Source organism: uncultured Caldilinea sp. (assembly GCF_937128415.1).
Taxonomy (GTDB): Bacteria; Chloroflexota; Anaerolineae; order Caldilineales; family Caldilineaceae; genus Caldilinea.
In genome coordinates, this window is the sequence record NZ_CAKZMJ010000067.1 from 1 (window position 1) to 18,418 (window position 18,418).

Below are 18,418 nucleotides of genomic sequence, written 5' to 3' on the forward strand. Positions count from 1 at the left end.
GGCGGCATCTGGGCCAACGGCGGCAACAAGGGCGGCATCTGGGCCAACGGCGGCAACAAGGGCGGCATCTGGGCCAACGGCGGCAACAAGGGCGGCATTTGGGCCAACGGCTTCTCCAAGGATGCTCTGATGTAAACCTCTTCTTCTGAATCAGATCACCGGTTGGTCTTCGCCGGGAGACCAACCGGTGTCGGTCAGATAATTTATTCTGTGGACGTCGAGCGCCTTTTCATCAAATGCCCCCTCAATCGCTCGGCTTACAGGAGCATTCGTCACATGGCTGCACAATCTCACCTCTCAGATAGACAGCGTTGATTTGTCACAACCCTCGCTTTCTCGCTCACCCCACATTCTCAAGCCTCTTTGGGCGCAATCAGAATAGAAGTTACGCAGTTGAGCCTGGCCATCGTTCGACCGGATTGAGCAAATCGCCGGCGGCGAGGGAGGGTAGCTGCGGCTCTCCATCCGCACGTTCTCGAATGAAGCGGAAGATTTTGGGAGAATCCGGAAAGGGCAGCTACGAGCAGCGCCTACGGGTCGTTAGAATCATTTGTTCAGTTCCCATCTAGCCGACCGGGAAGATCGTACATCTACGAGAAAATCTCATCCGCCTGCACAACCCCTATCAGAAAAAAACGGCGCGTCATTTTTTGGCAGTTTGCGGGACGGCTTTATAATCGAAGACATCGCACAGGGATTGTGCATCCCGTCAACAAAGCTGCTTCGTGAACGCCCGTTTGAGCTTCCCACATCTGAATCTTTCGCCGAAACGTAGTACGACTTGGACAGATCTGTGTATCGACGCAAACTAAACAGAGCCTGGGATACGTTGAGGTCCATGCCAATGCCCGCCATCGCCTCCGACCGTTTGGTTGACCTCCACAACGACCTGACGCACTACGATACGACGGTTGCCCATGAATTGCGCGAGTTTTTGCGCGGCAACCCGGTGAATCGTAGCCGCCTGAAGGTGGACACGGAGTTGGAGGAGATGCTGCGGGCGTTCAAACCGGAGACGCCGGCCGAAGTGGAGTGTCGTCGCGATATGTTGCGCTACAAACGGCGCATCGACGACGTCGTGTGCGAGTTGCTGCGCATGCTCGACGACCGACCACCAACTCGGCGCAGAACCAACGAGGAAAAAGGCAAGAAGCGCGCTTCAACGTAGGCTCCTGCTCGTGCAGTGGAGCCAGAAATAGAGGGGCTGGCGCTGGAGTCACCGATTCAAATCAGCATCGCGCGCCAGCAGATCCGCCAGCGTTTCACGACGCTGGATCAAGGTGACGTTCCCCCTTTCCAACCAGATCACCGCCGGTCGCCTGGCGCCGTTGTAGTTGCTCTGCATCGCCAGATGATAGGCGCCGCTCATCGGCACAACGAGCAATTCGCCTGCAGCCACCGCGGGCATCGGCAACGCCTCGATCAACACGTCGCCGCTTTCACAATAGGGCCCGGCAATCCATGCCGGCCCGCTAGAGGGTCGCTCCGGATCGCTCACCGGTAGAGCGCTGTAGCGCGCGCCGTAGAGCGCGGGTCGCGGGTTGTCGGCCATGCCGCCGTCGATGAAAAGCCAGCGCCGGGAGGCGGTCTGTTTGACGGCGCCAACGCTGTAGACGGCGACGCCGGCGCGCGCCACCAGGCTTCGCCCCGGCTCCAGATGCAACTTCGGCAATGACAGGTCGCGGCGACGACATCCTTCCACCACAGCCTGGCTCACAAAGCGCACGTAAGTTTCAATCTCCGGGTGTGGCAGCTCGTCTTCATGATACGCCATGCCCCAGCCGCCACCTGGAGAAAGCGCCTCCATCCGCCAGCCCATTGCGCTCAGCGTTGCGGCGAGGTCGAGCACGGTCTCTAACGCCAGACCGATGGGAGAGGGATCGCGGAACTGCGACCCTTGATGAAAATGCAGCCCGCGGAGCAAGAGATTTTGCTCCTGGCAATACTGCGCCGCCTGCAGCGCTTCCTGGGGCGACATGCCGAATTTGCTGTCTTCCTGGCCTGTCTGGCGATAGGCGTGCGTCTCCACGGCCACGCCGGGGCGCACGCGCAGCCACAGCGTCGGTTGGTCTTCGGCGTTGCGCAGGCGCAGGGCGAGCCGTTGCAGCTCCGTCAGGTTGTCGACGACGATGACGCCTGCGTGCGCAACGGCGGCGTCGAGGTCTTCCTCGCTTTTGTTCACGCCATGCACCAGGATGCGTTGGCGCGGCGCGCCGGCGGCCACGGCAATCCCGATTTCGCCGGCGCCGGTGCAATCGAGCCAAAAGTCATGGCGCTGCGCCCACTGCACGATCGCACGCGACAGATACGCCTTGCCCGCGTAGGTCACGGCGGACTCAGCCGGATACCAACGGCGCAACGCCGTGCGATATTGCTCGGCGGCGGCGTCGAGCGTGGCGGCGTCGAAACAGTACAGGGGCGTGCCAAACTGCTCCGCCAGCGCCCGCACGCAACAACCGCCGATGGTCAGCTCCGAGCCTGCGCTCCCTTCTGCGCTAGGCTGATATGCCGCGGTGATGGGAAGCAATTCGAGGCGGCGTTGCACCACCGAAGCGTTTTCGCTCATGGCTGCCTTTCATACAGAACCAGAATGATGCCGCACAGCGTGACGGCGATGCCCGCCAGCGTCAGCAGGCTGGGAATTTCGCCGAGCAGCAGCGCGCCGAGCAACACGCCGCCGGTGACCTCCTGCGTGGCGACGAGATTGACGGTGGTGGCGCGCATGCGGCGCAGCGCAGCGTTATATAGCGTGTGTCCCAGGCCGAGCGGCAACGCCGCCAGCGCCACAACGCTGAGCACTGCGGGCAACGTATAGCCCCCGTTGGAAAAATTAAGCGCGGCCAGCGGCGTGAGCCAGACCCCCCCGAGCAGATAGACGGCGCCGGCGTACATCAACAACGACATGCGTTGACGCTGACGTCGTCCGGCGATGCTGTAGATGGCGAAGGTGATGGCGCTCACCAGGGCTAGAGCGTCGCCAATCAACATGCGCGTATCGAACTGCGGCTCAAAACCGGCCATGATCGCCACCCCGATGACGGCGATCACGACGCCGAGCCACTGATGCGGCCGCAACGCCTCCCCAAGGATCCACCACGAGAGCAGCGCCGAAAAGATGGGGGCGGTGTAGACGATGGCCAGGCTGTGGGCGATGGTCGTGAATTCCAGCGAAGCAATGTACGCGCCGAAGTGAAGGGCGGCCACCAGGCCGACGACGATCAACATCGGCCAGGCGTACGGGGAGGGCCGCGCCTCATGGCGCAAAAGCGCCACGCCCAACACCATGCAGCCCGCCAACAGAAGCCTGCCCGCCGCGATTTCATAGGCGGTCAGGCTCTCTGCGGCCCAGCGCACCAACACGGGGCTTGTGCTGAAAAAGAAAACAGCGACGCCCACCAGCAACAGACCGCTGCGGGAGACGACGTCGCCGGTCGGAGGGTTCGACTGGGGGCTCAAACTGACGAACCTTTAGAAGGGTGTTGTAATCAGGGATGCAAAGATGCTGAAGACCATGCTGAAGATGATCAGCAGACTCACCGCATAAAAAATCTTTTCGTTGCGCGTCAACTTCCTGCGAGCCATGATGCTGTGATGCCTCCTTCTATGCCAGATGCAGCCGGAATTTGTGTATTCCTGGTGCGTGTTTCGTGGTGCGTGTTTCGTGGTGCGTGTTTCGTGGTGCGTGAAGGATAGATTACACACACGAAACACGAAACACGGAGTACAGAACGCGCGCCCCTCACAATTCACGGCTACTTTTCCCATTTTTTCCTATTCTACCATGTCCGCCCACAGATGGGCATACTTGAGACCGCTGCCGGTGTTGAAAAGCACCACGCGCTCGTCGGGTCGAATCCAGCCTTGTTCGAGCAGATGAATCTGGGCCGCCAGGGTGGCGGCGCCTTCCGGAGCGGGAAAGACGCCGCTCTGCGAGCCCATGACGCGCGCGTAGCGCAGCATCTCCTCGTCGGTGACGGTGACGGCGACGCCGCCGCTCTCCCGAATGGCGCGCAAGATCAAAAAGTCGCCGATGGCGACCGGCACGCGCAGGCCGTCGGCGATGGTTTTGGCGCCTTGCCAAAGTTCAGCGTGCTCTGCCCCCTGCTCGAACGCGCGCACGATCGGCGCGCAGCCGCTGCTCTGCACCGTGACCATGCGCGGGCGTTGCGAGCCGATCAACCCCATCTTCTCCATCTCGTCGAAGGCTTTCCACATGCCGACCATGCCGGTGCCGCCGCCGGTCGGGTAGATGATGACGTCGGGCAGCTCCCAGTCCATCTGTTCGGCCAGTTCGTAGCCCATCGTCTTCTTGCCTTCGACGCGATAGGGTTCCTTGAGGGTGCTCACGTCGAACCATCCGTGGGCGGCTACGCCCTCGCGCACTTTGACGCCGCAGTCGTTGATCAACCCATCGACGAGCGTGACGTTGGCGCCCAACTCGCGACACTCGACCTGAAAGAGCGTCGGTGCATCTTTGGGCATGAAGACGTGCGCCGGCAGGCCGACGGCGGCGGCGTAAGCGCTCATGGCGCAGGCGGCGTTGCCCGCACTGGGAATGGCCAGCTCCCGCGCGCCCAACTCATACGCCCGGCTGACGGCCATCGCCAGGCCGCGGGCTTTGAAGGAGGCGGTGACGTTCAATCCTTCGTCCTTGATATAGGTGTTGGGGCAGCCGATAGCCTCACCGAGGCGCCGGGCGTGATGCAGCGGCGTCCACCCTTCGCCCAGCCGGAGCATGGCCCAGTCGTTCTGCACCGGCAGCACCTCTTCGTAGCGCCAGAGGCTTGCCTCCCGCTTGCGCAGCGATGCTTTCGTCATGGAGAGCGCAGCCTTGCCCAGGTCATAACGCGCCAGCAAAGGCTTTCCACATGCATGGCAGAGATTGAGCAGGCGGCCGGGATCGTAGATTTTGCCGCACATGCTGCACTCAAGATGGGTCAAGGTGGATAGCGTTCGAGCCATGAATTGCGCCTCCGCTAGGATTGCTCAGGGTTGATTCTCACCTGCAGGACGTCAGTATATTGCGAGACGGCGCTCCCCGGCAAATCGTTCCTCCGCAATCCCTCCGATAGGGCGCGGCGCGCTTTCATGGTAAAATCCTGCCTATCTGCCGGATTGGATAGAAAGGAAACGCTTTTGCCTATGGGCAACTCCAGAGTCCGCATCGGCTTTGTCTCCACCCGCTTCGCCGGCAAAGACGGCGTATCGTTGGAGGTGGAGAAGTGGGTGAGCGTGCTCGAAGGGATGGGGCATGAATGTTTCAACACCTCTATTATTCTTTCGCCAATTTGGAGCGCGCGCTGGCGGCGTTGCTGAGTCGATGCCTCGGCGCGTAATTGCATGGAAAGCAGAAGGACAGAAATGCAGAGAGAGACCATCTTCGCAATCCCTGAAAGGCCATCCCTTCTGCCAGCCGAGCCTTTTAAGCGTAGCCTGGCGCACCACGCTGCTTCCGCCATTCACAGCGCATTTGAAGACTATCACACGGCCTTCAAAGCCATCACGCATCGCGCCCAGGAGCGCTTCGAGCGCCGCGAGTGGACGAAATGGCAGAATGACTCGATCGAACGGCTGGAGCTGCGCGAGCAGATCATCCGGCGCCTGGTCCACGGCCTGCGCACGATGCTCGGCGAGCAGGTCAACAGTCGTTCCGTTTGGATCGCCATCAAAGACGCCTACGCCCGTCAGATCAACCAGCGCAAGGACGTCGAGCTGGCCGAGACCTTCTACAACTCGGTGACGCGACGCGTGCTGAACACCGTGGGCGTCGACCCGGCGCTGGAGTTCGTCTGGTTCGGCGCCACCACGCTGCCCACCGGCGAGACGCCGATCATGCGCGTCTACACGCAGGTCGGCTCGCTCGAGGCGATGATCAAGGCGATTCTCTGCGACTATCGCTTCGCCGCGCCCTACGAAGACCTGGAAGGCGATGCGCGCCGCGTGGCGCGCGCCATGGAGCGCGCCCTACGCGCCCACTGGGACGCGCCGGACTTCGACGTCGTCGAGATGGTCAAGTCGGTCTTTTATCGCAATAAAGCCGCCTATCTGGTTGGCCGCGTGCGCAAACGCAACCGCGTCATCCCGATCATTTTGCCGTTGCTGCATGAGGAGCGAGGAATTTATGTCGACACGGCGCTCTTTTCCGAGGAGGAGGCCAGCGTCGTCTTCAGCTTCACGCGCGCCTATTTTCACGTCGACGCCGAAATCCCGGGCGACCTGGTCGGTTTTCTGAAGAGCATTCTGCCGCTCAAACCGATCGCCGAGCTGTACATTGCCATCGGCTATCACAAGCACGGCAAGACCGAGCGCTACCGCGCCCTCTACCGTCACCTCAACAACTCCAACGATCAATTCGAGATCGCGCGCGGCTCCAAGGGCATGGTGATGACCGTCTTCACCCTGCCTTCCTACGACATGGTTTTCAAAGTGATCAAAGATCAATTTGCGTACCCCAAGACTACGACGCGTCAGCAGGTGATGGAGCGGTACCGGATGGTCTTTCAGCATGACCGCGTCGGCCGCATGGTGGATGCGCAGGAATTCGAAGGGCTGACCTTCAGCCGCGACCGCTTTTCTCCGGCGTTGCTCAAAGAGCTACAGGAGACCGCCGCCAAAACGGTGACGATCACCGACGACGAGGTCATCATCAAGCATCTGTACACGGAACGCCGCCTCTACCCGCTTGATCTTTACATCAAGGAAATGAGCTTCGAGCGCGCCAAAGCCGCCGTGATCGACTATGGTCACGCCATCATCGATCTGGCGACGGCCAACATCTTCCCGGGCGATCTCTTCATCAAGAATTTCGGCGTGACGCGGCATGGCCGCGTTGTTTTTTACGACTACGATGAGCTCTGCCTGCTCACCGACTGCAACTTCCGCAAGCTGCCCGAATCGCGCGATTACGATGATGAAATTGCAGATCAGCCCTGGTTTCCCGTCGCCGAAAACGACATCTTTCCGGAGGAATTCCGCAAGTTTCTCTGGTTTCCGCCGCCGTTGCGCAAGGTGATGGAGGAGCACCACGGCCAGCTCTTCACCGTGGAATTCTGGCAACAGTTGCAGGAGCGCGTGCGCAGCGGCGAAGTGATCGATTTTTTCCCGTACGACCCGGAGAAGCGGTTTCGGAGAGGGGCGAGGGGAGAAGAGTGAGAAAAGGACGATTGGGGATCGAGCGGTTTTATAAAGCGATCCCCAATCGCCGGCGCCCTGAGCTTAGTCCTCGATTTGCACCCACCGTCTTTCGCGGGCGGCCCGGTACATCGCTTCCATGACGGCGCTGCGGGCGGCGGCTTCCTGCGGCGTGACCAGAGGCCCGGTCGAGCCGCCGACGACGGCGTCCAGGAAGAGGTCGAACGCGTGCGGCCACGCCTCCGGCAGCTCGCTCCAGGGCGTCTGGCCGTCGGCGCCTTCGACGTGGCTGCTTTTGAAGAAAAGTTTTCCCTCACAGACGTAGGCGTGCCCCTCCGTCCCGCTCACGAGCAGGGTGACCGGGTTTTGCACGTCCACCCAGCCGGCGGCCAGCGTGCCGACGACGCCGTTCTCGAAGACCAGCAGCCCTTCACCGAACTCGTCGGTCTCGCCATAGTTGCCCACCGCCGTATCGATCACCGCCGTCACGCGCGCCACGTCGCCGAGCATCCACATCAAGATATCGAGCGAGTGCGTCCCCAGGTCGCCGAAGGCGCCCACGCCGGCCTGCGCCAGGTCGGTCATCCAGAGCCACTCGCTGTCGAACCAGCGTCCCAGCGAGCCGCTATGACAGTTGGAGTGGCGCACACGCGTGATTTTGCCGAAATGGCCCAGGCGGATCTGCTCGCGAATGAACTGATGCACCGGCTGACCGCGCATAAAATAGCCGGTCTGGAAGATCACACCGGCAGCCTCGATGGCCTCGGCCATGCGCGCGGCGTCGTCGCGGCCCATGCCCAGCGGCTTTTCGACGAAGAGATGCTTCTTCGCCGCCGCCGCTTCCATCACCAACGGCTCGTGGCGGTTGGTCTCGGAGCAGATGATGACCCCCTGGATCGATTCATCCTCCCAAATTGCAGCCAGCTCGGCGACCGTTGCAGCGCCCAGTTCGGCGGCGTAGCGGGCTGCGCGATGGGCGTCGTGGTCCCAAACAGATTTCACGCGCACGTCGTTGCGCGCCAGAAGGCGCCGAATAAAATTCGGCGTGTGAATGTGAGCGGCGCCGACCAGCGCCAGGTCAAGCGGCGGCACGCATCACCTCGATCGGAACAATCGGCGCGAGCGAATCGAGCAGAATTTCGCGCCCTTCTTTCTGGCTACGATAGATGCCGTCCAGGATCGTGATCACCTGCAGCGACTGCTCCGCCGGCACAGGCGAGGGCAACCCTTCGTACACCGCCTTGGCGAAGGCGACGCATTCGGCGGCGTGCGGCTCCATGCTATCTTTGGTCAGGCGCAGGCTACGGTTGTACAACTGGCGCGTCGCGTAGTTGGTCTGATAGATTTCGCATTTGGGCCAGTGGCAGCCACCCTCGGTGCCGTAGAGCCAGAGCTGCATATCCTCGTTTTCGGTGTCGTGATGCAGCAGCCAGCTCACCTCCAGGATCAGCGAGGCGCCATTTTCAAAACGCACAAAGGCGGCGGCGAAATCCTCCACGTCGAAGTCCTTGGGGATGGGCGTATCCTGCCACACCGCCCAGGCGCCGTCGTGGGTCGCCAGCGCCGTGCGCGAGACGCCGCTGACCGAGACCGGCCGCGGGTTGCCCATCAGCCACAGCGTGAGGTCGAGGATGTGCACGCCGATGTCGATGCCGGGGCCGCCGCCGCTCAGCTCGCGCCGGATAAAGGTGGGCGTGGCGATCAGGCCATTGCGGCGCAGCATCCAGGCGCGTGCGTGGTATATGTCGCCGAGCGCGCCAGCTTCGATCTCGCGCTTCATGGCCTGAGAGCTGGCCTTGAAGCGGAAATGCTGAGCGGTCATCAACAGCTTGCCCGCCCGATCGCGGGCGGCGATCATGGAGCGAATTTCTTCTGGCGTCGGCGCCAGCGGCTTCTCGCAGAGCACATGCTTGCCTGCTTCCAGGGCAGCCAGCACGAGCGGCGCATGCAGTCGGTTGGGCGTGCAGATGTCGACGATGTCGATCGATGGATCGGCGAAAATCTCGCCGGCGTCCGGGTAGAGTCGCTCGACGCCGAAGCGACGTCCGAACTCTGAAAGCGCCTCTGGATTTGGATCGGCGGCGGCCACCAGCTCCGTATAGGGCGAGGCCTGCCAGCCGGGCACGTGCGTGCGCGCAATTCCGCCCGCGCCAATGATAGCAACCTTCAATGGCTTGCTCATACACTCTCCACTTGTCGTTGTGAACCAGAAAGGAAGGAAAAGTAAACCCTTTTAGTATGCAATAGAAAGGGATGCGATGCAAACTTTGCCTCCTTTTCATCAGGCTTCTTCTGAGTGCAACCGCTGCACGCGCAAAGAATAACAGGAGTGCGGCTCGTAGGGGCAGGCCCTCACCCCCTGGCCCCCTCTCCCAATCCTGGGAGAGGGGGAGGAAGGGAGCGTCGTAGGTGCGGCTCCCAGCCGCACATTCTCAATAGACCATAAATTTTTGGATGATTCGAGCGAGCGCAGCTATGAGCAGGCGCCGGATTTCCCACCGGCGGGCGTGTTGGCATCGCCGGCGTCATTTTTAAGGAAAAGATGCGATTGCGATAATGATGCAAAAAGCATCCACCCGCTCATCAACCGACCATAATTGAGAGGAAAACCATGGACGCAGAAGTCACCGTCGCAACCTTGCGCCAGCTTGTGCAACGCTTTGTCGAGGAGCGCGACTGGCAGCGCTTCCATACGCCGAAAAATCTGGCCATGAGCATCGCCATCGAGACGGCGGAGCTGATGGAGCATTTCCAGTGGCTGACCGTCGAAGAAAGCATTGCGCTCGTGCAAGACGAAACGGCGCGCGCCGCCATCGCCGAAGAACTGGCCGACCTCCTCATCTACTCGCTCAGCTTCGCCAACAGCGCCGACATTGATGTCAGCGATGCAATCTTTCGTAAGATGGATCGTAATCAAACCCGCTTTCCGGCGAAGGCAGTTCAAGGTACACTGAGTCGCAGCAGCGGAGGAAGCAAGGAGCACAACATGTGAGTCTCTCACTATCAGGTTCTACGCCGCAGCTGGTGCGCAATACTCAGGCGCGGATTCCCACCGCCTATGGCACATTCTTTCTCTATGACTACACGGACAAACGCGATGGGAAAGAACACCTCGCCCTGGTGATGGGAGAAGTCAATGGCTGCGACGATGTGCTGGTGCGCGTTCACTCCGAATGCATGACCGGCGACACCTTCGGCTCGCTGCGCTGCGACTGCGGTGAACAGCTCCACATGGCCATGCAGCGCATCGCCGAGAGAGAACGCGGGGTCATCGTCTATCTGCGCCAGGAAGGCCGCGGCATCGGCCTTGTCGATAAATTGCGCGCCTATAATCTGCAAGACAAAGGCTATGACACCGTCGAAGCCAATCTTTTGCTTGGTCATCAGGCCGACGAACGCGACTACTGGGCCGCCGCCGACATCTTACAAGATCTCGGCGTGCGGAGCGTGCGCCTGCTCACCAACAACCCCGCCAAAATCGAAGCGTTGCGAAGCTACAATATCCGGATCAATGAGCGCGTGCCCTTGCAGCCGACCCTTCATGCCGAAAATGCAGCCTATCTGCGCGCAAAGGTGGCGCGGATGCGTCACCTGCTGCAGTTGCCGTCGACGCCTTCTCCATCGGTCAGCGTCCCGCTGACGGTAGACTTGCATATACGCGTCACCATCCTCCAAGAGCGCATGGCGCGCCATTTCGCCCACACCCAAACGCCCCATGTCACCTTCGCGTACGCCCAGAGCCTGGACGGCAGCCTGGCCGCCGCACCGGGGGCGCCTCTGGCGTTGAGCGGCGCCGCTTCGATGACCCTGACCCATGCTCTGCGCGCAGCCCATGACGCCATCCTCGTCGGCGTCGGCACGGTCCTGGCCGACGACCCGCGTCTGACCGTGCGCCTGGTCGCAGGTCGCGATCCCCAACCGGTCGTGCTCGACAGCGTGCTGCGCACGCCGCCGACGGCGCGACTGTTCGACCATCCGCGCAAGCCGTGGATTTTTACGACAGAACGCAGCGAAGAAGATGCACGACGCAGACTCTCCGAACGAGGCGCTGAAATCGTCCTCTTGCCCGCCGACGCAGCGGGCCGCGTAAGCCTGCTGGCTGCACTGGAGGCCATGCAAACGCGGGGGGTGCGCAGCGTGATGGTGGAAGGGGGCGCGCAGGTGCTGGAGAGTTTCGTCGCTGCGCACCTTGCGCATTACGCCGTAGTCACGCTGGCGCCGCGCTGGATCGGCGGGGTGCATGCCTTTCACGCCAGCGCTAACGGCGCACTCCCCCGCCTGGCCTATGTAGCCTATACGCAGGCGGGCGACGACCTTATCGTCTGGGGCGAACCCACCTGGACGCCGACTTCCAACGCAGGGGGCGAAGCAGCTTAGCTCAATGGTGCGCAGAAGCGTGATTTTTACAGCGCCAGGCAAGGTGGTTGTTCGGGCTGAGCCAATTCCCCAGCCCCAGCCAGGAGAGCTGCTGGTGCAGACTCTAGTCTCCGCCATCAGCGCCGGCACCGAGCTGCTCTTTTTGCGCGGAGAGGTTCCCGCCAATATGGAGGTGGACAGCGCCATTCCTGCGCTCAACGGCGCCGTGCGCTATCCGTTGCGCTACGGTTACGCCTGCGTCGGTCGCGTCATTGAGGCCGGGGAGGAACAGGACAGAGGCTGGCTAGGATGCACCGTCTTCGCCTTTCATCCCCACGCCAGCCATTTCGTAGCGTCGACGGCGCAGATCCTTCCCGTGCCTGACGATCTCACGCCCCATCGGGCTGCGCTGTTGCCCAACATGGAGACCGCCGTGAACCTGGTGATGGATGGGCAGCCAGGGATCGGCGAACGCGTGGCGGTCATTGGGTTAGGAGTCGTTGGGCTGTTGACCATTGCCCTGCTGGCGCGTTTCCCGCTGGAGAGACTGCTCGCCGTCGACCCGCTGCCACAGCGACGCGGCCTGGCGACGGCGCTGGGCGCGCACGCTGCCCTCGCCCCTGAGGAACTGACCGAGCGGTCAGGCTATGATCTCGTTTACGAAGTGAGCGGCTCACCCATTGCGCTCAACACTGCGCTGGCGCTGACCGGCTTCGCCGGCCGCATCGTGATCGGCTCCTGGTACGGCGTCAAGCAGGCGCCGCTCGACCTGGGCGGGGCGTTCCACCGCAGCCGCATCCGTCTGCTCGCCAGCCAGGTCAGCACCATCGACCCGCGTTGGTCGGGACGATGGAATAAAAAACGGCGCATTGACCTTGCCTGGGCGATGTTGCGCGCCGTAGAGATCGAGCGACTGATCACTCATCGCCTGCCTGTGGAAGAAGCGCCTACAGCCTACCGCCTGCTCGAACAGGAGCCTGAACGCACGTTGCAGGTGCTATTTGAATATGGATAAGGAGCAGCGTTCATGTACACACTGGCCGTCCAACGCGACTTTGTCGCCCAGCACTTTTTAATCGGCGGCGATTGGGGTGCGGAGAATTTCTGGCACTCCCATCACTATCGGCTGGAGCTCATCCTGGAAGGCGATGCGCTCGATCAACACGGGTATCTTGTCGACATCGTGCATGTCGAACGAGAACTTGAAGCCATCGTCGCCCACTACAAAGACAAAACGCTCAACGATCTGCCCGAGTTCGCCGGCCTGAATCCAAGCATCGAACACTTCACACGCATCGTCTGTCTCAAGCTGAACGAGGCGATCCCTGCGCCGAATATCCGGGCGCTGACGGTGAAAATCTGGGAGAATCAGATCGCCTGGGCCGCTTATCGCTGCGAGCGATAGAGACGATGCACGTCGGCCTCATCATCTACGGCAGCCTGGACGCGCTTTCCGGCGGCTATTTGTACGACCGCATGTTGGTGCGGGCGCTCGAAGAAGCCGGCCATCGCGTCACCCTCTTCAGCCTACCGTGGCGCAGCTATCCTCGCCATTTGGCCGACAACTGGCGCCTCGATTGGAGAGCGCGCCTGCTCGCTGCGCCCGTCGATCTCTGGCTGCAGGATGAGCTCAACCATCCTTCCCTGTTCTGGTTCAACCGCACCCTGCGAAAACGTCGCCCGACGCCAATTGTGAGCATCGTTCACCACCTGCGCAGCAGCGAAGCGCACCCGCGTCCCCTGCTGCACCTGTATCGACAGGTCGAACGCGCCTATCTCGCCTCGGTCGACGCAAGTTTGGTCAACAGCCACACCACGCTCTCCACGGTGCGAGCGCTGGCGCCGACGCACCGGCCAGCCCATGTAGCCTATCCCGCCGCCGACCATCTGCCCGCCTTCCCCGAAATCGACGCCGAAACCATCGCCGCCCGCGCTTTACTTGCCAACCGCCTGCGCGTCCTGTTCGTCGGCAACCTCATCCCGCGCAAAGGATTGCATTTTCTGTTGGACGCACTGGCGATGGTCGGTGAGGAAATTGAGTTGACCGTAGTGGGAAGTCTTGATCTCTCTAATGACTATACAAATTTATTGCGACAAAAAATCAACACACTGCACTTGCATCCACAGGTGCGCTTCGTCGGCAGAGTTGATGACGCAACGCTGGTCTCACTCTACCGCAGCCACCATGTGTTTGCAGCGCCGTCCTATGAAGGGTTCGGCATCGCCTATCTGGAGGCGCAGCGCTTCGGGCTGCCGGTGATCGCCCTGACGATCGGCGCCGCTCCTGAAGTCGTGATCGACGGCCATACAGGCGTATTGGTCAAACCCGGCGACAGCGCCGCGATCGCCGCAGCGCTCCAACGGCTGAACGGCGATCGCAGTCTATTGCTGGCGATGGGCCTTGCGGCTCGCCTGCGGTACACGCTTCATCCAACTTGGAACGAAAACATGAACGCCGCAGTGCGCTGGTTAGAGGCCATAGCAACGTGCGCCGCACATAAAAGGCCGGTTCTGACGAATCAAGGGTGAAAATGGATTCACGACCAGTGCCGCATCGGCAAGCCAGGAATCGGCGAACGGAACGTCGGCAGCCGCTGCATTCCCAGCGAGCCAACGTACACCGTACGCAGATCGGGGCCGCCAAAGGTGATGCTGGCGGGCAATTGCAGGTGAGCGCCTGCGCACGCAAACATGTCCATCGGCGTCAGCGAGCCATCTGAAAGTTTCGCAACAGCGTTGTCGATTGCCGGTCGATTGGCGTCCGACAGAATCGTGTACACCTCGCCGTCAGGCGTGACGACGACCACCTCATTGCGCACCACCAGCGTGACCCACAGATTTCCTTCCACGTCAAAGGCGAAGCCGTCCACATAGGCGCCGTGGCCTAAATCTCCGGGCGGCGCAACCTCTTGTGCGCCAAGTGAGCCATCGGCCAGGACCGGATAGCGCACAATTCGACGCTGCATGGTCTCCGCCACGTACAGATAGGACTCATCGTGATTCATGCGCACTTCGTTGGGAAAATAAAGGCCGTCGGCGACGATCTGCGCGCCTTTTTCGTCGATGCGCACAAGATAGCCGTCCGGTCGCGCGTGCTGGACGGCCGGCCACCACGGCAGCTCGCGTGAGGAGACGGAAACCCACAGGCGGTCGCGACGGTCGACAAAAACAAAATTCGCTGCGCCCAGGGGCGACCGTGCGCCGACGCTTTCGAGCAAGACCTGTTCCTGCCCCGCCCGATCCATGCGATAAACGCGACCGTCGCCGATGTTGGCGATGTAAATCGTTTGACGATCTGCGCTCATGGCAAGGCCGTTCGGCTCATGGCCCTGTGCACCCAAAAGCGTCTGCCTGCCATCCGGATCAATGCGTGTAACGGCGCCGCGGGCGTCGGAGCACCAGAGGACGCCGTCAGGCTCGGCGAGCACGCTTTCGGGGCGAGCGAGGTCGTTCCCCCAAAACGCCAGCTCGGTCACATCCACGTGAAAGTCCTTCAGTGACATCAAAACACCTCCTTGCTCACCTTGTTCTCCCTAAGAATGAAAACCCCGTCCGGGAAGTTTAGGGTTTCCAGGACGGGGGCCGGCAACGGCTACGCCACGCCGTATTGCTCCTGAACAAAGGGCAACAGCCCTACCTTCTCGAGGCGATCGAGCGGCGCGCGGAAGGTCACCTGCACCACGCCGGGGTGACGGCCGATTTCGATGGCGCCCGTAATGGTGGCGCGATTCTTGACCTCGGGCACGCTCATCTCCAGCAAGCGGGCCGCCCGCTCCAGGCCGTTGTCGGTGGCGGCGTTGAGATCAGGCCCGGTGCCGATCACGGAGATCGGCGCAGACTCCTCCAGCGCATCCAGCCCCCACTGTTTTGCAATGGCCAACGCCCGGGCCTTCTCTTCGGCGCTGAGCGGTTTCGCCAGGAAAGGCAGGTCCTCGACGACGGGCAGCAAGATCGGCCCGTCGATGGGAAAGTTCTTGAGCACATGCACCTGCAAGGTCACCACGCCCGAGACATCGCAGGTGTGTCCGGCGATCTCGCCGTCGCCCTGCAAGGCGTGCATATCGCCCAGATAGACGCCGCCGCCAGGCGTTTTGACTGGGCAGATCAGGATGGCGCCGGCGCGCACGGCGTCGATGTCCATGTGTCCATCCGTGCGGTGAGCAAGCTGCTCGGCGGTGAGGCCGTATTCATGCGGCGCGCCGATCAGAAATGAGCCGAAGTCGCCGGCGTTGTGGGAGTCGGGGAAGGGGATCGAAGGGGTGGTGCCCAACTGCCCCATGAACGGCCGCAAACGCGCCGCCAACCCCACCAGATCGTGAGGCGCAAAGGTCAAAATCGGGTTCTGGATCGAGTTGTCGGGCAGGGCGGCGTAGCGCCTCGCCTCCCACGCAATGGCCTCGGCGGCTTCCTTGTGCAAAGTGACGCCGATGGAACGATCGGCGTCGAAGACGATGGTGTAGCCGTTGGTGAAGGTGAACGGCGTGGCGTCGGCGCCGCAGTGGGCGCAGCGCACCGCCGTTTGACCGATGCCGCGCAATACGGTCTTGGGGTAAAGGGCACCGCACTGGGGGCATTTCCCTGCCACGTAGGGATCGCCCAAGAAGCGGCCGCTCATGATGCGGTCGTTGCCGGAGGAGGTGGCCAGCGAGGTGACCGTGATGTCCTTAATGCGAATGACGATGGCGTCGCCGACTTCTGCGCCCGCCACGGCCACCGGCCGGGTGACTTCGTGGCCGCCGCGAATTTCGGGCGTGATCATCGGCCCCCAACAGCCCGGCGCCGTGTTGGCGACGATGTGGCCGCCATCGCGCACAGGACCCAGCATGGGCTGATTGGGATCGAGGACGCCGTTGGTGAACTCATTGACAAAGACGGTTTCATAGCCCGTCGTGGCGCTTGTTTCCACGGACGGCGTCTGCAAAGCGGAAGGCGAGACAGTCATAGGTTATTCTCCTTTGTTAAACAAACGGTGAAACAGACAACGAATCGATCCTGGTCGAAACACTCGAAACTGGGGAGCGAGTGTTATTGAGAATAGCCGGCTGAAAGCCGAACCTACGTGAACTTCCAGATGCGTTTATCCGGCTCCGCCCGCCACGGGCAGCAGAAACGCCACTTCTTCGCCCTCGTTCACCCGATCGTCGAGAGCGGCATGCCTGCCGCCGACCATCGGCACCGCGCGTTGCAGGCGAGAAGCCAGCTCCGGGTGAACGGCGGTCAACGCTTCGATCACGTCCGCCACGGTTGCGCCGTCGGAAACTGCGATCTGGAGGCGGGGTGCACCGCTGATTTGCGCCAGCGCTGCGCTGAGTCGCACAGGAATTTGCATTTGCGTCGCTCCTTTCAATTTCCTAGCGCCAGCGTCCCCCACTCCGTCGGGTTGTTATACGTCGTGCGAGCGGGGGAGGAGGAGATCACCGTCTGCTGAGCAGGGACGTCGCCGTCGTTGTCGTTGACGCTGACGTTGAAACCGAAGCGCATGCCGGGCAGCAGCTCGGCCGGGCTGATGTCGAAATAGAGCCAGGGAATCAGCGCCTCGATGGCGTACTGGCCCGGCCCGCTTGTCACGGCGCCGGGCGGGTCGAAACGCGCCTCGCCGGCGAGCGGCAGCCAGCGATAGCCGCGCAGATAGACGAAGGTCTCGTTGGGCGTCAGCCCGATCTGCGTGTCGTCGTCGTTGGCGCGCGCGTCGAAGAAATCCTCGGCCAGCAGGCGGTCGAAGTGCACCTCAACGCCGTCCCCCTGCCACATGTTGCTGCCGTCGGGGCCAGCGCGCAACACATCATCGTTGACGGCGACGGCCAGATACAGCCCCTCCGGCGCCCACATCACCTGAAAGGCGGCGGATAGATCGCTGGGGCCGCTCCATTGCTCGCGCCCCTGCACAACTGCGCTGATGGGATACCAGGGGCCTGGCCAGTCGTCGAAGCGGCCATCGAGCGCGCTCGGTTGACCGCGACGGGCAGTGAAGACGCCGTGCTGCACCGGCCGCGTCGATGTATCGACTGTGCTCGTCGCCGGAGGGGGCGCCTGCGGGGAAGCGGCAGGAGGTGCAGGCGTTGCGCCGCCGGGCGCCCACGTCGTCTCGGCGCTGCGCCAGCGTCCACCGTTGAGGAGGGTGAACAGGAGCGGCCGCCAGTCGGCGTCGAAGACGTGGTTGTAAAGATTCTCCGGCGTACAGCTGGGAACGGCGGCGCTGGCAAGGGCGAACCCCTGTTCAAAGGGTTGGATGGCGGCGCAGAAGCCCTTTTCCGGCATCGTAGCCCAGCCAAGCCGCGCAAAGACGTCGTCGCGCATGGCCCACACGTAGCCAAAGCCGCGCTCCGGTCGATACAGCCCTGGCGGAGGCTCGCCGCGCGTCGGAATTTCGCGACCGTCCCACGCCAGGTTAGAGAGCTCCCAGCTGCCGTCGTTGTACAGGATGTAGGTGAGATTGGTGTCGCTGCGCCACACCATCGCCCCGCGCTCGAAGCGTTCGTAGGCGGCCCAGACGATGCTCGTCGGCGCCGTCGGGCAGCCCAGCGCGCCCGGGTCGAAGAGGACGGTGAACTGTCCATCGAGCGGGACGGGGCAGACGCGCGTGGGCGGCGGTTCGGTCGCCGTCGGCGAAGGCGAGGGCGTCGGGGAGGCGGGCGCCGGCGAAGGCGTGGCCTCAGGCGTCGGCGTCTGCGCAGAAGGGGTGAGCTCCGTCTGCGTCGCTTCGCCGGTGGGCGTTCGGCCGGGTTGCGAGGTCACCGCCACCACCGGCGCTTCGGTGGCCGCGCCCGGCCCCAGCCGGTCGGTCAACGTCGCCCAGCCGACGCCAACGGCAAAGGCAAAGATAAACAACACGACGGCGCCCGCCACCCAAAGCCACAGACGGCTGCGGCGCGACGGCGGCGGCTCAGAGGGCGCATCAGGAATAATCTCAAAATCCTCGGGATTCGCCACG

Annotated in this window: 17 protein-coding genes; 8 read left to right on the top strand and 9 right to left on the bottom strand. The window is 62.4% G+C overall.

Going from position 1 to position 18,418, the window contains the following annotated elements; translation table 11 throughout:
• The first annotated feature begins 838 nt into the window (after positions 1 to 838).
• The gene (locus tag Q0367_RS11630; protein ID WP_297641261.1) at positions 839 to 1,168 is read left to right on the top strand and encodes a hypothetical protein; all 330 of its coding nucleotides are present in this window, start codon (positions 839 to 841) and stop codon (positions 1,166 to 1,168) included.
• A 48-nt stretch (positions 1,169 to 1,216) separates the two neighbouring features.
• On the opposite strand, the gene lysA is transcribed toward Q0367_RS11630, so the two are convergent.
• From lysA to Q0367_RS11645, 3 genes are all read right to left on the bottom strand, one after another.
• A complete protein-coding gene (gene lysA / locus Q0367_RS11635) occupies positions 1,217 to 2,566 on the bottom strand; it encodes a diaminopimelate decarboxylase (RefSeq protein ID WP_298982389.1) in 1,350 nt (449 codons plus the stop codon).
• Positions 2,563 to 3,456, bottom strand: a complete 894-nt coding sequence (locus Q0367_RS11640) for a DMT family transporter (RefSeq protein ID WP_297641257.1) — start codon at positions 3,454 to 3,456, stop codon at positions 2,563 to 2,565. Before Q0367_RS11640 ends, lysA begins: the two co-directional genes overlap by 4 nt.
• Before the next feature lie 315 nt (positions 3,457 to 3,771).
• Positions 3,772 to 4,962 carry a threonine synthase gene (locus tag Q0367_RS11645; protein ID WP_297641256.1) on the bottom strand — a complete coding sequence of 397 codons (1,191 nt, stop codon included), beginning with the start codon at positions 4,960 to 4,962 and terminating at the stop codon, positions 3,772 to 3,774.
• Between the two features lie 180 nt (positions 4,963 to 5,142).
• Here Q0367_RS11645 and Q0367_RS11650 point away from each other — a divergent pair, with 180 nt between their 5' ends.
• A complete protein-coding gene (locus Q0367_RS11650; protein ID WP_297641254.1) occupies positions 5,143 to 5,316 on the top strand; it encodes a hypothetical protein in 174 nt (57 codons plus the stop codon).
• Positions 5,317 to 5,361: 45 nt separating this feature from the next.
• Entirely contained in the window at positions 5,362 to 7,152 is a 1,791-nt protein-coding gene (gene aceK / locus Q0367_RS11655; RefSeq protein ID WP_298982392.1) for a bifunctional isocitrate dehydrogenase kinase/phosphatase, read from the top strand.
• Between the two features lie 63 nt (positions 7,153 to 7,215).
• Here the strand turns inward: aceK and Q0367_RS11660 are convergent, their stop codons facing one another.
• Positions 7,216 to 8,223, bottom strand: coding sequence for a Gfo/Idh/MocA family protein (locus Q0367_RS11660; protein ID WP_298982394.1), 1,008 nt, complete (start codon positions 8,221 to 8,223; stop codon positions 7,216 to 7,218).
• Positions 8,210 to 9,313 carry a Gfo/Idh/MocA family protein gene (locus Q0367_RS11665; RefSeq protein ID WP_298982396.1) on the bottom strand — a complete coding sequence of 368 codons (1,104 nt, stop codon included), beginning with the start codon at positions 9,311 to 9,313 and terminating at the stop codon, positions 8,210 to 8,212. The genes Q0367_RS11660 and Q0367_RS11665 overlap by 14 nt, the downstream gene beginning before the upstream one ends.
• A gap of 429 nt (positions 9,314 to 9,742) precedes the next feature.
• Here Q0367_RS11665 and Q0367_RS11670 point away from each other — a divergent pair, with 429 nt between their 5' ends.
• From Q0367_RS11670 to Q0367_RS11690, 5 genes are read left to right on the top strand one after another with little or no spacing between them, the layout of a single operon-like run.
• Entirely contained in the window at positions 9,743 to 10,123 is a 381-nt protein-coding gene (locus Q0367_RS11670; protein ID WP_298982398.1) for a nucleotide pyrophosphohydrolase, read from the top strand.
• Positions 10,120 to 11,508, top strand: a complete 1,389-nt coding sequence (gene ribA, locus Q0367_RS11675) for a GTP cyclohydrolase II (RefSeq protein WP_298982400.1) — start codon at positions 10,120 to 10,122, stop codon at positions 11,506 to 11,508. The genes Q0367_RS11670 and ribA overlap by 4 nt, the downstream gene beginning before the upstream one ends.
• A 4-nt stretch (positions 11,509 to 11,512) precedes the next feature.
• A complete protein-coding gene (locus tag Q0367_RS11680; RefSeq protein ID WP_298982402.1) occupies positions 11,513 to 12,502 on the top strand; it encodes a zinc-binding alcohol dehydrogenase in 990 nt (329 codons plus the stop codon).
• Positions 12,503 to 12,514: 12 nt separating this feature from the next.
• Positions 12,515 to 12,892: a 6-carboxytetrahydropterin synthase gene (locus Q0367_RS11685; RefSeq protein ID WP_297641241.1), complete on the top strand. Its 378-nt coding sequence runs from the start codon at positions 12,515 to 12,517 to the stop codon at positions 12,890 to 12,892.
• Positions 12,893 to 12,897: 5 nt separating this feature from the next.
• Complete coding sequence (locus Q0367_RS11690; RefSeq protein WP_298982405.1) at positions 12,898 to 14,016, top strand: glycosyltransferase family 4 protein; 1,119 nt, start codon at positions 12,898 to 12,900, stop codon at positions 14,014 to 14,016.
• An 8-nt stretch (positions 14,017 to 14,024) separates the two neighbouring features.
• Here the strand turns inward: Q0367_RS11690 and Q0367_RS11695 are convergent, their stop codons facing one another.
• The 4 genes from Q0367_RS11695 to Q0367_RS11710 all read right to left on the bottom strand — a co-directional run bounded on the left by Q0367_RS11695 (position 14,025) and on the right by Q0367_RS11710 (position 18,417).
• Positions 14,025 to 14,990, bottom strand: a complete 966-nt coding sequence (locus Q0367_RS11695; protein WP_297641237.1) for an SMP-30/gluconolactonase/LRE family protein — start codon at positions 14,988 to 14,990, stop codon at positions 14,025 to 14,027.
• Between the two features lie 89 nt (positions 14,991 to 15,079).
• A complete protein-coding gene (locus tag Q0367_RS11700) occupies positions 15,080 to 16,429 on the bottom strand; it encodes an acetamidase/formamidase family protein (protein WP_297641231.1) in 1,350 nt (449 codons plus the stop codon).
• 135 nt (positions 16,430 to 16,564) lie between these two features.
• Positions 16,565 to 16,816 carry a MoaD/ThiS family protein gene (locus Q0367_RS11705; RefSeq protein WP_297641229.1) on the bottom strand — a complete coding sequence of 84 codons (252 nt, stop codon included), beginning with the start codon at positions 16,814 to 16,816 and terminating at the stop codon, positions 16,565 to 16,567.
• Positions 16,817 to 16,830: 14 nt separating this feature from the next.
• The gene (locus tag Q0367_RS11710; RefSeq protein WP_297641227.1) at positions 16,831 to 18,417 is read right to left on the bottom strand and encodes a sugar-binding protein; all 1,587 of its coding nucleotides are present in this window, start codon (positions 18,415 to 18,417) and stop codon (positions 16,831 to 16,833) included.
• Position 18,418 lies beyond the last annotated feature (1 nt).

Excerpts from the sequence above, each read along its gene's own strand:
- Q0367_RS11630 (WP_297641261.1), top strand. The coding sequence starts at position 839 with ATGCCAATGCCCGCCATCGCCTCCGACCGTTTGGTTGACCTCCACAAC.
- lysA (WP_298982389.1), bottom strand. The coding sequence starts at position 2,566 with ATGAGCGAAAACGCTTCGGTGGTGCAACGCCGCCTCGAATTGCTTCCC.
- Q0367_RS11645 (WP_297641256.1), bottom strand. The coding sequence starts at position 4,962 with ATGGCTCGAACGCTATCCACCTTGACCCATCTTGAGTGCAGCATGTGC.
- Q0367_RS11650 (WP_297641254.1), top strand. The coding sequence starts at position 5,143 with ATGGGCAACTCCAGAGTCCGCATCGGCTTTGTCTCCACCCGCTTCGCC.
- aceK (WP_298982392.1), top strand. The coding sequence starts at position 5,362 with ATGCAGAGAGAGACCATCTTCGCAATCCCTGAAAGGCCATCCCTTCTG.
- Q0367_RS11665 (WP_298982396.1), bottom strand. The coding sequence starts at position 9,313 with ATGAGCAAGCCATTGAAGGTTGCTATCATTGGCGCGGGCGGAATTGCG.
- Q0367_RS11670 (WP_298982398.1), top strand. The coding sequence starts at position 9,743 with ATGGACGCAGAAGTCACCGTCGCAACCTTGCGCCAGCTTGTGCAACGC.
- Q0367_RS11680 (WP_298982402.1), top strand. The coding sequence starts at position 11,513 with ATGGTGCGCAGAAGCGTGATTTTTACAGCGCCAGGCAAGGTGGTTGTT.
- Q0367_RS11685 (WP_297641241.1), top strand. The coding sequence starts at position 12,515 with ATGTACACACTGGCCGTCCAACGCGACTTTGTCGCCCAGCACTTTTTA.
- Q0367_RS11690 (WP_298982405.1), top strand. The coding sequence starts at position 12,898 with ATGCACGTCGGCCTCATCATCTACGGCAGCCTGGACGCGCTTTCCGGC.
- Q0367_RS11695 (WP_297641237.1), bottom strand. The coding sequence starts at position 14,990 with ATGTCACTGAAGGACTTTCACGTGGATGTGACCGAGCTGGCGTTTTGG.
- Q0367_RS11700 (WP_297641231.1), bottom strand. The coding sequence starts at position 16,429 with ATGACTGTCTCGCCTTCCGCTTTGCAGACGCCGTCCGTGGAAACAAGC.
- Q0367_RS11705 (WP_297641229.1), bottom strand. The coding sequence starts at position 16,816 with ATGCAAATTCCTGTGCGACTCAGCGCAGCGCTGGCGCAAATCAGCGGT.